Source organism: Microcoleus sp. B3-D7, from assembly GCF_036705305.1.
GTDB lineage: Bacteria > Cyanobacteriota > Cyanobacteriia > Cyanobacteriales > Microcoleaceae > Microcoleus.
Window position 1 is genome coordinate 130,973 of sequence record NZ_JAUBUE010000003.1, and the last position, 14,386, is coordinate 145,358.

Below are 14,386 nucleotides of genomic sequence, written 5' to 3' on the forward strand. Positions count from 1 at the left end.
GTGAAAATCACTAACTCTTTGCCAGTAATGTCAGGATTTGAACCGCTTACACCGTCAAAGTTAGTCCTCGTCAAATTGCCGAAAGCGCTCGCGCTAAACTCGAATTTGTCTACCCCAGAGGTAAAGTCAGTAATCGTATCACCGCCTTCGCCTGTTGCTTTGTAAACAAACAGATCCGCACCAGAACCGCCAGTCAGAATATCTGCACCGCTGCCGCCGCTGAGGATGTCAGCAAACTCAGTACCAGTGACGCTGTTAGCATCAGCATTTCCGGTAAACAAGACAGGAGTGGTGAAGTTGTAACCGCCAGCACCTGAACCGAAATTGTTAACTCCGGTCGGGTAAGTGTTCCCAACAGCAGTTAAATCAACAACGCTGCCTGAGTTGGTAGTAGTACCAGCAGGAGAGGCGATCGTACCTGTAAATACAAAGTCCGCCGTTCCCAGATTGCTAGCAGCCGTACCCAAGGAAGCAATAAGCGTCGAACCACCTGCCACTGTACCGTTCGAGTCAAAATACAACACAGTCTCGTTCGACGCATTCGTAAAGGCGAAGAAACCAGCAGTTGTAGAATTGCCCAGGGCTTTAGCTTGTGCAGCTTCCAAAGAGGCATAACTGCCGCCTGTGAAAATCACTAACTCTTTGCCAGTAATGTCAGGATTTGAACCGCTTACACCGTCAAAGTTAGTCGTAGTCAAATTGCCGAAAGCGCTCGCGCTAAACTCGAATTTGTCTACCCCAACAGTAAAGTCGGAAATTTTATCGCCGCCTTCTTTAGTTGTCCTGTAAACAAACAGATCCGAACCAGTGCCACCGCTGATGACATCCAAACCGACGCCGCCGGTAATGGTATCGTTGCCGTCGCCGCCCTTGAGGCTATCGTTAAAATTGCTGCCGACAATCTTGTCATCGCCTGCTAAACCATCGTAATTAACTGGGGCCGGAGAAGTGGTGAAATCCACATTGTCAGGGCCGGCAGTACCGACAGGAATATTTAGTGGCGGGCCCGTGAAGACAAAGTTACTGAGTTGCAGGCGAATGCTCGCCGAGAAACTGGTGACAACTTCAAAGCGCCCCTCAACAGAAAATACCAGTACGGAACGGCCGGTCTCGGCATCTATAAACTGACAGAAAGTAGGCACGTCTCCGTTGCCACCCAAAGCTACAAACCGCGCTTGCAAAGACGCGATGCTGGTAACAGTGATATCCGTGGTGAAGTCGAGCAAATTAGCGCTGCCGATCGACCCAACAGCAGTAGTAGCAGTAATATCCAGTCGGGTCAAGCTAGAAACGGTGAGATTACCAAAAGCTGCCGTAGAAAGCTCTAAAAGATCGCCATCGACCTTAAAGTCAGTAATTAAGTCAGCTTCTGCAACTGTTTGAATCTGTTGGCGGGAAGTGCGGTAAACATAGCGATTGTTTCCATCACCCCCACTTAGAACATTGGTTCCGTCGCCGCCTTCGATCGTGTCATTGCCCTCATTTCCAGTTAATGTGTCATTCCCAGGACCGCCTCTTACTGTGTCATCGCCGATGCCACCGTCGATATCGTCATCGTCAGCGTCGCCCTCGATATCGTCATTGCCAGCGCCGGCTTTAACTGTGTCCTTGCCGCCGCCGCCGATGATTGTGTCGTTGGCCTGACCGCCTGTAATGTTATCGCCAGCATCGCCGCCTTCGATGTCGTTATCCAGCGTCGCAGAACCGACAATAACTTGAGGTGCTGTATTGCCACCAAAATCAAACAAATTTTGCTCGATATTCAAGCTAAAACGCTGGTCGATGAGAGGTCTTTTGCCGTTGGTAGCTTGAAAACCAAAAGTAGCCGTACCTACAAAACCTACTGCCGCTCGGAAAGTTACCCTGCCTGCGTTAATGTCTGCTTGAGTGAAGGTAACACCCGGTTCTGTTACGGGGACTCCATTAACAAGTAGTTGCCCGGTTGTAGCAGGGGGCAGCTCGGTTAGCGTGAAGGTTATGCCGCCAGGACCTTGCTCGGGATCGACAACACTCAACAAGTCAGGAGTAATAATTACCTCGCCGCCGCTGGAACCAGCAGTCAGGGTATCATTAGCTTCCACTTGCGGAGGGTTAGAAATCGGAGTTTGAGTTGGAGTTGGACTTGGAGTTGGGCTTGGAGTGGGAGTTGGAGTTTGAGGATCAACTCCTAAAAAGTCGCTAGCATCGATCTGCGTTGCCCTGACCTTCAACAATCGCGCCAGCGCGACGTTATTGGCCCGAATTTCGGTATCGTCACCGGCTTGTACAAACGTCAAGTCGGTAAATTTCAAGTCGCCACGCAACTGAAACTTGTCCTTGCCATCTTCGTAGTCAGTGATGACTGCACGGCCGTCGCTGGGAGTGGTAGGTTTACTCAGGACATAAACGTCATCTCCAGCACCGCCTTCGCAGGTATGGTTGCCAGTACCGCCCATCAGCGTATCGTTGCCGTTGCCGCCCATCAGCGTATCGTCGCCGTTGCCGCCGCCGCTAACGCTGTCGTCGCCGTCGCCGCCGTCTGCCGTGTCATTGCCGTCGCCAGTAACGAGGGTATCCTTGCCGGCACCGCCCATCACGCTGTCGTCGCCGGCACCGCCCATCACGCTGTCGTCGCCGTCGTCGCCTTCACACTTGTCGTTGCCGTCGCCGCCCATCAGGGTATCGTCGCCGGTGCCGCCGCTAACGCTGTCGTCGCCGTCGTCGCCTCCACAGTTGTCGCTGCCGGCACCGCCGAGCACGGTATCGTCGCCGATGCCGCCGCTAACGCTGTCGTCGCCGTCGTCGCCTCCACAGTTGTCGCTGCCGGCACCGCCGCTAACGGTATCGTTGCCGTCGCCGCCGCTAACGTTGTCGTCGCCGTCGTCGCCTCCACAGTTGTCGCTGCCTACACCGCCGCTAACGGTATCGTTATCTTTGCCGCCGTTAATGGTATCGTTGCCTGCGCCGCCCTCACAATCGTCGTTGCCCTGATCGCCCCTGACGACATCGTTGCCTTCGTCGCCCTCACAATCGTCGTTGCCTTTGCCGCCATAGACGGTATCACTGCCGGCGCCACCCTTAACGTCATCATCTCCTTCGTTGCCGTTGGCCAAGTCATCCCCGTCATCGCCTTCGCAGGTGTCATTGCCGGTACCGCCAAAAAGGCTGTCGTTCTCTTTACCGCCATTAACCTTGTCGTTGCCTTTGTCGCCCTTAACCTTGTCGTTTCCTTTGTCGCCCTTTATTACATCGTCGTCCTCGCCGCCCTCGCAATCGTCGTTACCTTTACCCCCGAAGATTGTATTTTTTCTGCCACGGTTTCCTTTGATTGTGTCTTCGCCTTGATTGCCGAATATCTCCTCGTTTTCGTCGGTGGCGACAATTAAGTCATCGTCATCGCTACCGAGGACGGTTCGGCGGCGGGGAGGGATGTCGCTGCCATCGTCGAAGTCATCGTCATCTATGTCGCCCACACCTTCTTCTAGTACGCCGGTAGATTCCGCCATTTGGCTGTCATCAGCAGCACCTGTTTCGGGTGTACCGTTAGACTGATCCGGAATTAAGGCGTTAATGTCGGCGGTGTTTTCGCTGAGCGCTGCGTCAATTAAGTCCTTTAACTTCTCATCGGAAGGAGGGCTGTTGTTGCCTAAATCCACCCCGTCACCGATGGGGATCGGTGTAGTAAACAACTTGGGATCTGTCTCTGTCATCTCAGGAATTCCTGTTTCATCTTGTTGAAAGGCAAAAAGTGTTCCCTGTTCTTCTTCAAGTAGTTCCATCGTTGATATTTCCAAAAAAATGGTAAGCTTCTTAGAATCAATTTATCAGCAAACAGGACGCTGCAGAAGATTGTTTTTTTAACTTCATGCTTTCGCCTGCTATAGGAGCTGGTTTCCTCATCTTTACTATTATAGATGCCACTTAAACGGCAAGGTTTTTTTCGCTCTGTTGCGAGTTTTATATTCTGCAATTGCCTACCAAAATTAATTGATCCGCAACCTACACTGTAATTACTGCGCCGAAGCGCCGAGCATTTGAGATGTTCTCGGTAATTTCTACAGTAAGCTGGACCGAAGGGCCCCTGATTGTAGATTATCTACGTAATTTCTACAGTGAATTAGCTGAACTTAAACTCGCAACTGACAACTCCTAAATAACTACCCAAAACCTGTATCCCCCCAAATTTTTCCCTTGCATTTTTTCCGAGCTTGGCTGGGTGTATGGAAGTTTTGTAACACTCCCAGCTTTGACAAATCCTTCCCTGACTTAGGATTTGAATCTCTTGACTAAACGACTGCACGCTTCTAATTTTAGTTCCCGATGATTAATTAGAAATTTAGATAATTCGCCCGGGCAAATATTTGTTCTAATTTTTAGTTGCACAATTTTTTCTCGATTCTAGGAAACATCGCGAACTGAGAAAAAATTTTTTTCGGATCAATACTAAGAATTCTGCCAAAATATATCAATCTCAAGACAGATTGCAAAAAGTGCCAAAAAGTAGTAAAGGGGCAGAATTCGTTTTTGGTGACAGTTGCAAGCTCGATCTGCATTTTGAGCGGGGACGACCCACGGCGAGGCTGCCCAACCCTGTTGTTTTGTAGAGGCTTTGTTACCAAATCCAATAATTCTCCGAGAAACCGGCCTGATGAGGCTTAATCCTCTAGATGCCAAAAATGATGGTTGCTGGAGAGTACCGGAATAATTTGATTGCCATTGTATTGTTGAGAGTTCTTGGCTGCTTACGTTTATTTTTGCTGCTTAACTTTAACTAGATTAAGAGAGTTAAATTAAAATTTTTCTATATCATAAAAGCGGAAAATTAGCAATAAGTTATTGGCAATTATCGATGGTCAACTATCAATTACCGATCGCCACTGAGGTCTTAAGGATGAGGGCGGAGGGCTTACGGATGAGAACCCAGGGCTGACCAATTAATTAATTGACACAAAATCAAGATTACACATGGGGGGTTGGTGGTAGAGGATAAGCGGTAAAGACCGATCGACCGATCGCCAAAAAAAATAAAATACTCAACTTTCCCTGCGATATTACCCTGAAACCGGTTGGCGAGAGCCGAAGTAATTTTAATAAGAACTAGAGATCCGCCTGGTAAAGTGCCTCCAATTTAACTTTACTCAGCAATGAGAAACTCAAGTTCACGACGAATCTAAAGGGGTCTGCGGTAGAGGTGCAAAATGTTAAAGATACAAAGATTGCAGAAAATTCGGCTTTCACCGAGCCACAGGGCAATCAAAACTAATAAACTGTTATTAAAGTACAACTTTTATATCCTCAAAGTGTTTGAACAAATATATATGACCCTAGCGATCGCCCGATCGGGGGAAGCGCATTCAGAAACTTTGATTGAAAAAGTAAAAATTATTTTGCCGATCGCTATTGCTAGCCGCAAAAACGCAGGCAAATTCAGAATTAAGGCGGGAGGGCGCTAAATCCGTGAGCCAGGAATTTCAACTCTCAGTCACTCCAGTTGGAGACGACGAATATCTAGTGCGGACAGAAAGGGTTGCACCCGGTGTACCCTTAGCCGAACAACAAGTCCGCTGGCCGATCAATGAATGGCTTGCACTCTCTGCTCAACTGATGAACGACCCGCTGGTGGGCTTGCTCCAAGGAAAAGCAGTACAGGGAAGCAGTTTTGCTGGTCGCGGGATCTCCCGTTCGGGACACAACTCAGCGCCGAATTTAGTAGCGCTCGGGCAACAATTATACAGCGGGCTGTTTCAAGGAAACTTGCGCGATAGCTGGACTTGCGCTCAAGGCATCGCCCAGCACCGCCGAGAAGTGCTGCAACTGCGACTCGGACTCAAAGGCCGGCGCTTGCCGCGGCTGCCGTGGGAAGTTCTGCACGCCGGCGATCGCCCTTTGGCAACCGGCACCGATGTCGTGTTTTCTCGCTACCAACCAGGTACAAGTTTGTTCAAACAAACCCGGATACTGCCTAGTAGCGGGCCGCTAAAAATTTTAATGGCGATCGCCTCTCCGAGCGATCGAGACAGCTTGCAGCTCAAGCGAGAAGTGCTCCACCTGCAACAAGAACTCCAAAACCGCACGGGTAATCCTCTCAAAAACAGCCCCCATTCCCCGGAAATTCAACTGACGATTCTCGAACAGCCCGATCGAGAACAACTTACCCAAGCCTTAGAACAAGGACACTACCAAGTCCTGCACTACGCAGGTCACAGCAACTTAGGTTCCAGAGGTGGCGAACTCTACCTAGTCAGCAGCCGCACCGGCTTAACCGAAACCTTGAGTGGCGACGACTTAGCTGGATTGCTTGTTAACAACGGTATTCAGATGGCCGTGTTCAACTCCTGCCGCGGCGCCTACGGCGACCCCTCCGATCTCGCGGACGACAGCCCGGAACGGAACTTAACCGAAGCTCTAGTGAAGCGGGGCATTCCGGCAGTGCTAGCAATGGCAGAAAGCATCCCCGACGATGTAGCCCTAACTCTGACGCGGTTGTTTTACCGCAACCTCAATCAAGGCTATCCAGTTGATCTCAGCCTGAGCCGGGCCAGAGCTGGGCTAATTTCTGCCTACGGTTCTCACCAGCTATACTGGGCTTTGCCCATTCTCTACCAGCACCCGGACTTTGACGGCTATTTGATCGGCGCCCCAGCCCACAGCGCGACATCCGGTTCTATGGTGCACATAATCGCGTCGGGAACGCAACCGGCGCTCGCGGGTACAGAATGGAAGGCTCCGTCTTCGGTTTCGGCGATCGCCCCATACCCCCCAATCCCAGCAAATCGATCGCATGAGTCAGACAATTCTGACGGCGAAGTCTGGGAATATTTTCCCGACCAATTAAAAGATCGCAGGGATTGGGTTCACCAGAACGATCGACCCGATGCTACTAATTCACCAAACTCACCGACGGCTTCGCCGTCCTCTATTCCTAATTCTGAGTGTTCGGCGATCCAAGCAACTCACGCCGCTGCAGCGACTCAGAAACCGTTAAAAAAACCGGGGTTGAAAAAATCTGTCGCCCTGATGCTTTGCTTGTTCCCCGTTGCTTTGAGTGCTGGCTTTTTTGGGTGGCGGTACTCGAACCAGCGAAGCACGAAACCAGAAGAGTTACTGCCGGCGGTACGGACTCCCCTGTCGCAAAATTACCTGCAACAACGTCACTAAAAGCGATCGCCCACTGGAATGCGGAATTTAGACCCTCTTGGCCTGGCTCCAAACTGGGTGGGGTTTTTGCTGGCCATTCGTTATAGGCTCCCGCTGGAAAAGTGATCAAAAGTATGCTGCTCGATCGAATCTCGGACTTACCTTCATCAAGCCGGTTTTTACCGAAAATAAGCAGTAGCGCAACCAAGCATCTAGGAAGAAACCGGGTTTCTCGTCGAGAGAGTAAGTCCGGGACTGCTTGATATGAAATTCGTCAGTCGATTGTAGATTTTAGACTTCGGCTTGAACCCTGAGTCGAAGGATTTGAGATTTTAAATTTACTCGACAGACAAATCTGGGAACTGGAACAAGACTCTAAAATTTTGATCTCTCCACGACAGGAGTCGGTGGCTTGTATATGTTTTTGGGCGGGCTGATTCGGCAGCAGGAGCATTAGTCATTCGGTACAAGACAATAAAAGCCACAGTTGCAACCATTAAGAAGGTCTTCACCGTCAGCGCGCTTGCTATATTTCACAATAATTAATTATGGAAGTGCCTGTGAGTTTGACGCGCCCCTCCAGTTGGTACATAAATTTTGAGAGTATGGCAGTTTACAGGCCACGAGTCGAAACCAATACATTTCCATCGAAACTCCATGCCGGGAACCGCCACTAATTTGTAGTGCATCAAACATTTAAGCAGTTGTGCATTTAACTCGGTCTTTTTCAATTCCCCTGTGGAAATAACCTCAAATTTTCTGGATTGGGGCCGGAGGAGGAGGATTTTCCCGAGTTCCCCCTAGAAATCTACAGAGTCCTGGCGAAGTGTTAAGAGTCGCGAAGCAATCTCACCCGATCAAAACTATTCCCCTCTTAGTGGCTGCCCGATGTTTCTGCCGCGCCCATTGAGTCGGGTTTTAGCTTAAACCCGTTCAAAGAAGAGGTGAAATTTCCTTCAATTTTTACCTAATTGCCTTCCCCACACTGCCTTCTGTGGAAGTTATATGCTCAACACCTTAATAGAAGATTGCTCGTTGGTATTTGGGGTTTTGAGGGGATTTCCAGCCCGAAAAATAGAATTTACAAGTAGCTGGCAGTGACATTGAGAACAAGTGCTGCCTCGTCTTGTTGAGGTAAAAGTTAACCCCGCGCCGGTAAATGCTTTCGGCAGATTTGCAGTGGCCGCGTTCTAGGTATTTCCATTCAGGGCTGTCTTATTTTGACCTTGACCGCAGACACAATCGCGGATTGGTGAATGCAGGGAACAGACTTTAGTGTAAAAAAGTAAAGCATTTAATTTGCGACAATAATTCCCCGCGCGATCTGTCCGAGGCTTACACAAGCATTTGGGCCGCGAGGTGCAAATTGATCGGCCTTCGAGCATCCTTACTTGCACCCCCGGTCTTGAGACCACAGAAATTTATCCAGAATCTTAATATTCAGAATTCTTAGTATTGACAGTGAAACAAAGTTAATCTAATGTGTTGTAATTGATATAAGTAAAGTCCAATAAGCGAGGTACGGTCAATGGCAGAAACAGCTACAGCACCCTTAACAGGAAAAGGTCTGCTTCAAAAAATCAAAGGCAGTGATTTGCCACGCAGAGAACTTGCAAAGCTTTGCGGCTACTTCACGGTCAGCAAAAGTGGAGAAACCCGGATTAATCTGGCTGAGTTTTACGATGCAGTGTTAGCTGCTAAGGGCATTGAGCTAGAGAAGTCTAAAGCAGACGGACGCGGGCGAGAAGCGAGTTATCGAGCTAGCGTTCACAAGAATGGTTCGATCGTGATCGGGGCAAATTATACCCAAGAAATGGGATTAAAGCCGGGAGACGAGTTTGAAATTAAGCTCGGATACAAGCACATTCGCTTGATTCAGATCGATGTGGACAGACCGGATGTGGATGTGGATGATGAAGAGGAGGATACAGAAGAATAGAGGCGATCGCGATGCAGTCAGCCGATAGCAAGGCGACTGGATTTGGCTTCGCTACACGAGTATTTGCGCGCCACCCTTCGATTTAACTGATGAGCTGTCTTGACTATTTCTATTTTCTCTTGTCCCGCAAAGACTACAGTGCCTCTGAACTTCGCAAAAAGGGGCAAGAGAAAGGTTTTGGCAATGAGGAAATATTGGAGGCGATCGCGCAAATTCAAGACCGCGGCTATCAGTCCGACACTCGCTTGGTGGCAAACTCGATCGCCTCTGCAGCAGGCAAATACGGGAAGTCGGCCATCAAGCGCAAGTGCCTGCAAAAAGGAATTACCAACGATTTGTTCGAGCAAGTCTGGGAAGAAGAAATTGCCGAAAATCAGGACTCCGAAGCAGAAAAACTGGCCGAATTAAAAGCCAAAGTCATGCGGAAATACAAGATCGATACTTGGGGTAAAGCAGATCCGAAAACCAAGAGCAAAGTCTTGAATTACCTGCAATACAGGGGCTTTAATGCCTTTGAAATTTGGCGACAGTGGCAAACAGAAGAAGATGACGAGTAAATAGTAGGGCCACGCAAATAGGTGCGGCCCAGATAGGCAAGCACAACTACACCGCTGCCGACGGGGCTAAAGTGTAAGTTCTGAGTTTTTGTAAATGTATGTCAATCCTCAGCGTTGACTAAATAAGATTCGTACATCTGCCGGTGTCTGGCTAAAAGCTCGAGATATTTATCGTTGATTTTAGCCAGCATCCATTTTTCTTTAAAAATGGCGGCAGATTCTGCTTTCACCGGATCTGCTTGTAGGGGCAAAATATCTTTTCGAGCTGCGGTTTGCTCTGCAACAGACTTCAGCTTCTGAGGGTTTTGCTGGTATTTTCGACCGCTTTTGTGGTTGGCGTAGCGACGCGATCGAGTATACCCCATCTGCAAGAACTTGCGGGCCATATCGGCTCCCACAAAATCTTCACGATCGAGATACTCTAAAAACAAGGAGTAAATTTTGCTGCTGGACTCCCTGGCAATTTCAGGAGTCTTAAATCTCCAGAAAGGCAGAATTTCTCCTTTGTAGGGTTCCACCAACAGCACTCCCTGTTCTCCTTTCCCTACCCGATAAAGTTCAGGGTGCTGTCGAAAGTCGATGTTCTTAAAATCCAAAGAGTAGTCGAACTGCTTCATCGGGCATTTTCTGTTCTATCGGGAACTATAGAAGCCCGGGGTTTCCCTTCGTCTGGTTGGGTATAAACCCAGGCCCAAGCAATCAAGACGGCTTGAAAAGGCAGCCTGAACCAATACAGTAATTGGTTGTGGGGAATCCCTTCTATGGGAATGTTGTTGACGGCTTGATTGATATTAGCTGGAAACACGGCAATAAACAAGGCAATTAATCCCCACGCCGCCGCCCTGCTCACAGGAGGAACTAACAGCCCAATTCCCCCCAAAATCTCGAAAAAACCGCTGATATAAACCAAGGCTTCCGGGTAAGGAAGCTGGGGTGGCACAATTCTGATAAAAGGTGCGGGTACTGCAAAGTGCAGCACGCCTACAATACTGATAGCTACTGCGAGAATAACTCGCCAAATTTCTTTTTGACTTTTCATGGGCAAGGGGAAATTAATAACTGTTAAAGTGCTGCGATAATGCTTGCCAAAATTCGCTATCTGCGAGCGATATGACAATAAAACTGAGGCCCAAAAATTCCAGCTTTCCGGCTTTGTCTGCTCTTGCTGATGGCTGTAACGATTTTATTTCGTATAAACACCAGGTTTCTGGGTAACTCCCAGACAATTTTTCACCCCCCCAAACTGGAGGAAGTGAGAACTGGAATCGAAGGCCTGGGCGTTGACTGCCAAAAACAGATAGCGCACATTTTGATAACAAGATTTTAATGTCTAGTGCCCTGTTGCTGTCTCTATCTTCGGGTAGTGAAACATGATTTTTGTTCCGGCTTTGGCTTCGTCACCAGCCAAACCAGGGGGGGATTTTCTTCATCGACAAATGCACCATCGCTTAACATTAAATAAATCATCGCCGCAATTGATGAGTGCGATTGCTGCTAAATTTGACCTAGCCTTCCAGGCGCTTCCCTAACCTTCGGGAACCCTAGCGGGAAGATAGCTTTGCTAGCCCGTACCTTGAGTAGCCCAATTAAGGCGAGTAATTTGTCAAGAACTTTTAGAATTATTTAATATTTGCGCTTTTAGAATTATTGGGAGAGGCAATTCGGGAACGCTCTGTAATTAAAATTACTATCTAAAGTTTGAATTTTGTCAACTTCCGACAGATGTTATAATGAATGAAATTATTGAATTTGCTAAAAAGTCGATCGTCGTAGCAACTCCCCAACCATCCTGCTGGAATTCAAAATAAGTCACCAACGGCAGGAACTTTTTAGCCACCACATTATTCAAAAAGATTGAGCCTCCAAGCGCTGTGTCATTTTTATCTACACGCAATCAATCACCGACGACCATGAACACCTCAATAAACACCTCTAAATTTGGCATAAACCGGATGCTGCGACAATCGCTGTTGCTTGGCATCTTTTCTGCAGCAGCTTTAGCTAGCGGATGGGCGCCCGGTTTGTACACACACTCCCCAAACCTCGTTTTCGGAGCAGCAGCCCAAGCTCAAGAAATTAGCAGCGAAGAAATTACTAGCTACGCTCGTGCTGTGTTGGCAATAGAACCCAGACGGGTGGAAGCTTATAACGAAATTAAAGGAATCGCTGGGGGCTCGGTTCCCAGAGTAGTGTGCAACGAAACTCAGGAAATAAATAGGTTGTCTGGAGGTGTTCGCGGCATCGCGGTGAATTACTGCCAACAAGCTAAAAAAGTTATCGAAACCAATGGTTTGACAGTTAGTCGCTTCAACCAGCTTACTTTGCTCCAGCAAGCGGACCCGGCAGTCAAACAGCGAATTCAAGCCGAGCTCCTGCGACTGCAACAAGCGGGCAATCAATAAGCTTGATGGTTTGAGTCTTTCTTCCTCTCCCGTTCTATTAGACTTCTCCATAAAAGCTTGTTAAGGGCAGGCAGGATGCCTAACCGCTACCTCCCCCCAACAATATATTGGAGATTTAAATTGTTCGAGTTCCTAGACGGTAGGCAAAATTTTTTGAAAAAAAAGCGATCGTCTGTGTTCAAGTGCTTGACAAAATAACATAAATTTGGTAATGAGACCAGAACGGGAGCGGTCAGAGAGATGAATATTTTTCAACGGGCTGTAAATCGCAATGAGATATAGCGATCGCCAACACGATTAAGACGTTTTTAATTTCTGAAACATGAGCTGAAGATTGGAAGTTCAGTCTTCCTTATTCCTTCGGCTATAAAAAAGATATTCCTCAAAAACTCAAGTTCAAGTGAATTGCTCTGAGGAATAGAATATAAAAATGCTAACCTTCACAAAACATTTACCTGCAAATCCCGATGCTGTTGTCAGCTTTACTGTACCAATGACAGCGGACGATCGCACTCGCAGTCGCCACCGATTCGAGACAGAAACGGGGGAAAGGCTGCACCTGAGTTTGCCCAGAGGTACGGTACTGCGCGATCGAGATTTATTGCAGTCGGAAGACGGTAGCTGTTTGGTACTGGTAAGTGCAAAACCAGAACCGGTGCTGACAGCGCGGGCTTCAAGTCCGCTGCTACTGATGCGGGCGGCTTATCATTTAGGAAACCGCCACGTAGCTTTAGAAATTGCCGACAATTATTTAAGACTTTCTCCCGACTCTGTGTTGCAGGGAATGCTCGAAAAAATGGGTTTGGAAGTAACAGAGGAAATTGTGCCGTTTCAGCCGGAAATGGGCGCTTACGGGCACAGCCATTAGATTTTAGATTTTAGATTTTAGATTTACTCCCACCGATGAGTCCGAGTGCTTATGACTAAATTGCTTTCGGCCATTAAAGAAGCAAGAAGTCAACAGTCAACAGTCAACAGTCAACAGTCAATAGTGAACAATCAACTTTTATCTTTGTTGCAGCTAGCTTTTGCACCTGTGGGAGCTTATAGTTATTCTGAGGGAATCGAAAGTCTGGTAGAAACCGGTGCGATCAACAGCGAGATTACTTTGAGGAATTGGTTAGAAAATTCGCTGCAATTCGGGGCTGTGCGAGTAGAAGCCGCTGTGGTGGTACGCGCTTTGAGGGCGGCACAGATTGGGGATTTGACCGCTTTGAGTTACTGGAATGCTTGGGCGACTGCTGCTAAAGAAACTGAAGAATTGCGCTTGCAAAGTTGGCAAATGGGGCGGACTTTGGTCAGGTTGCTGCTGGATTTGCGTGAAGCGAAGCTATCCCGCAGGGAATCGCCCGTAGCTTCTGGGTTAACCACAATTGTAAAAGAATTCGTGGAATCTGGCAGCAATCAGTGCAATTTTGCGATCGGCTTTGGCATTGCCGCCGCCAACTGGCAGATAGAAGAGGAAGCGGCCGTGTTAGGATATTTGTACAGTTGGGCTGCCAATTTGGCGAGTGCGGGGGTGAAACTGATTCCCCTCGGTCAAACAGCCGGTCAACAGTTGTTGTTAGATTTGCACTCGCAAATTAGCTGTACGGCCCAAGAAGTTTTAAAATTAGAAGATGATGATATTGCTAGTTGCAGTTGGGGGTTAGCCCTAGCTAGTATGGCGCACGAAACTCAGTACACTCGGCTATTTCGGAGTTGAAAATCAGAAAATCTAAAATCTAAAATCTAAAATCGCTATGGGTGCTTTTCGTCTAGGAATTGCTGGGCCGGTTGGTTCGGGAAAAACTGCTTTACTTGATGCTTTGTGCAAGGCGCTGCGGCAGCAATACCAGATTGCTGTAGTTACTAATGATATCTATACTCAGGAAGATGCCCAGTTTTTGGTTCGGAGTCAAGCTTTGGAGAGCGATCGAATTTTGGGCGTAGAAACGGGAGGCTGTCCCCACACAGCCATCCGCGAAGATGCTTCCATTAACTTAGTAGCGATAGAAGAGTTAGAACACAAATTCACTGATTTAGATTTAGTCTTTGTAGAAAGCGGCGGCGATAACTTGGCTGCCACTTTTAGCCCGGAGTTAGTAGATTTAACAATTTACGTAATCGATGTTGCAGCAGGCGATAAAATTCCGCGCAAAGGCGGGCCGGGAATTACTAAGTCGGATTTATTAGTAATTAATAAAACAGACCTCGCACCTTATGTAGGAGCAGATTTAGGCGTGATGGAACGGGATACGAAAAAAATGCGAGGCGATAAACCTTTTGTTTTTACTAACTTGAAGACTCAAGAAGGATTAGAATCAGTAGTTAATTTCATCCGCTCCCATATCGCGTAAAACATCAGTCTTCATCTGCGTTCATCTGCCTTC

11 protein-coding genes are annotated in these 14,386 nt (G+C 48.0%); 8 read left to right on the plus strand and 3 right to left on the minus strand.

The window, feature by feature from the left end; translation table 11 throughout:
- A partial coding sequence (locus tag QUB25_RS03710) for a cadherin-like domain-containing protein (RefSeq protein WP_333182049.1) occupies window positions 1-3,758 on the minus strand: 3,758 nt, incomplete at its 3' end.
- 1,419 nt (window positions 3,759-5,177) lie between these two features.
- On the opposite strand from QUB25_RS03710, the gene QUB25_RS03715 reads away from it, so the two are divergent.
- From QUB25_RS03715 to QUB25_RS03730, 4 genes are all read left to right on the plus strand, one after another.
- Window positions 5,178-5,432: a hypothetical protein gene (locus tag QUB25_RS03715; protein WP_333035660.1), complete on the plus strand. Its 255-nt coding sequence runs from the start codon at window positions 5,178-5,180 to the stop codon at window positions 5,430-5,432.
- A 4-nt stretch (window positions 5,433-5,436) separates the two neighbouring features.
- Window positions 5,437-7,137: a CHAT domain-containing protein gene (locus tag QUB25_RS03720; RefSeq protein ID WP_333182050.1), complete on the plus strand. Its 1,701-nt coding sequence runs from the start codon at window positions 5,437-5,439 to the stop codon at window positions 7,135-7,137.
- Between the two features lie 1,507 nt (window positions 7,138-8,644).
- Window positions 8,645-9,055, plus strand: a complete 411-nt coding sequence (locus tag QUB25_RS03725; protein ID WP_172184952.1) for an AbrB family transcriptional regulator — start codon at window positions 8,645-8,647, stop codon at window positions 9,053-9,055.
- A gap of 89 nt (window positions 9,056-9,144) precedes the next feature.
- Window positions 9,145-9,612, plus strand: a complete 468-nt coding sequence (locus QUB25_RS03730; protein ID WP_333182051.1) for a regulatory protein RecX — start codon at window positions 9,145-9,147, stop codon at window positions 9,610-9,612.
- A gap of 101 nt (window positions 9,613-9,713) precedes the next feature.
- On the opposite strand, the gene QUB25_RS03735 is transcribed toward QUB25_RS03730, so the two are convergent.
- A complete protein-coding gene (locus QUB25_RS03735) occupies window positions 9,714-10,229 on the minus strand; it encodes a DUF4385 domain-containing protein (protein WP_333182052.1) in 516 nt (171 codons plus the stop codon).
- Window positions 10,226-10,651 carry a DoxX family protein gene (locus QUB25_RS03740; RefSeq protein WP_015177615.1) on the minus strand — a complete coding sequence of 142 codons (426 nt, stop codon included), beginning with the start codon at window positions 10,649-10,651 and terminating at the stop codon, window positions 10,226-10,228. Before QUB25_RS03740 ends, QUB25_RS03735 begins: the two co-directional genes overlap by 4 nt.
- Before the next feature lie 871 nt (window positions 10,652-11,522).
- Between QUB25_RS03740 and QUB25_RS03745 the strand changes: the two genes are divergently transcribed.
- The 4 genes from QUB25_RS03745 (at window position 11,523) to ureG (ending at window position 14,353) form a co-directional block, all read left to right on the plus strand.
- Window positions 11,523-12,014, plus strand: coding sequence for a DUF4168 domain-containing protein (locus tag QUB25_RS03745; RefSeq protein ID WP_333182053.1), 492 nt, complete (start codon window positions 11,523-11,525; stop codon window positions 12,012-12,014).
- A 430-nt stretch (window positions 12,015-12,444) separates the two neighbouring features.
- Complete coding sequence (gene ureE / locus QUB25_RS03750) at window positions 12,445-12,882, plus strand: urease accessory protein UreE (RefSeq protein WP_333059311.1); 438 nt, start codon at window positions 12,445-12,447, stop codon at window positions 12,880-12,882.
- A gap of 123 nt (window positions 12,883-13,005) precedes the next feature.
- Window positions 13,006-13,719 carry an urease accessory protein UreF gene (locus QUB25_RS03755; protein ID WP_333182161.1) on the plus strand — a complete coding sequence of 238 codons (714 nt, stop codon included), beginning with the start codon at window positions 13,006-13,008 and terminating at the stop codon, window positions 13,717-13,719.
- A 37-nt stretch (window positions 13,720-13,756) separates the two neighbouring features.
- On the plus strand, window positions 13,757-14,353 hold the full coding sequence (gene ureG, locus QUB25_RS03760) for an urease accessory protein UreG (protein WP_333059314.1): 597 nt from the start codon (window positions 13,757-13,759) through the stop codon (window positions 14,351-14,353).
- Window positions 14,354-14,386 lie beyond the last annotated feature (33 nt).

Excerpts from the sequence above, each read along its gene's own strand:
- QUB25_RS03715 (WP_333035660.1), top strand. The coding sequence starts at position 5,178 with ATGTTAAAGATACAAAGATTGCAGAAAATTCGGCTTTCACCGAGCCAC.
- QUB25_RS03725 (WP_172184952.1), top strand. The coding sequence starts at position 8,645 with ATGGCAGAAACAGCTACAGCACCCTTAACAGGAAAAGGTCTGCTTCAA.
- QUB25_RS03730 (WP_333182051.1), top strand. The coding sequence starts at position 9,145 with ATGAGCTGTCTTGACTATTTCTATTTTCTCTTGTCCCGCAAAGACTAC.
- QUB25_RS03735 (WP_333182052.1), bottom strand. The coding sequence starts at position 10,229 with ATGAAGCAGTTCGACTACTCTTTGGATTTTAAGAACATCGACTTTCGA.
- QUB25_RS03740 (WP_015177615.1), bottom strand. The coding sequence starts at position 10,651 with ATGAAAAGTCAAAAAGAAATTTGGCGAGTTATTCTCGCAGTAGCTATC.
- QUB25_RS03745 (WP_333182053.1), top strand. The coding sequence starts at position 11,523 with ATGAACACCTCAATAAACACCTCTAAATTTGGCATAAACCGGATGCTG.
- ureE (WP_333059311.1), top strand. The coding sequence starts at position 12,445 with ATGCTAACCTTCACAAAACATTTACCTGCAAATCCCGATGCTGTTGTC.
- ureG (WP_333059314.1), top strand. The coding sequence starts at position 13,757 with ATGGGTGCTTTTCGTCTAGGAATTGCTGGGCCGGTTGGTTCGGGAAAA.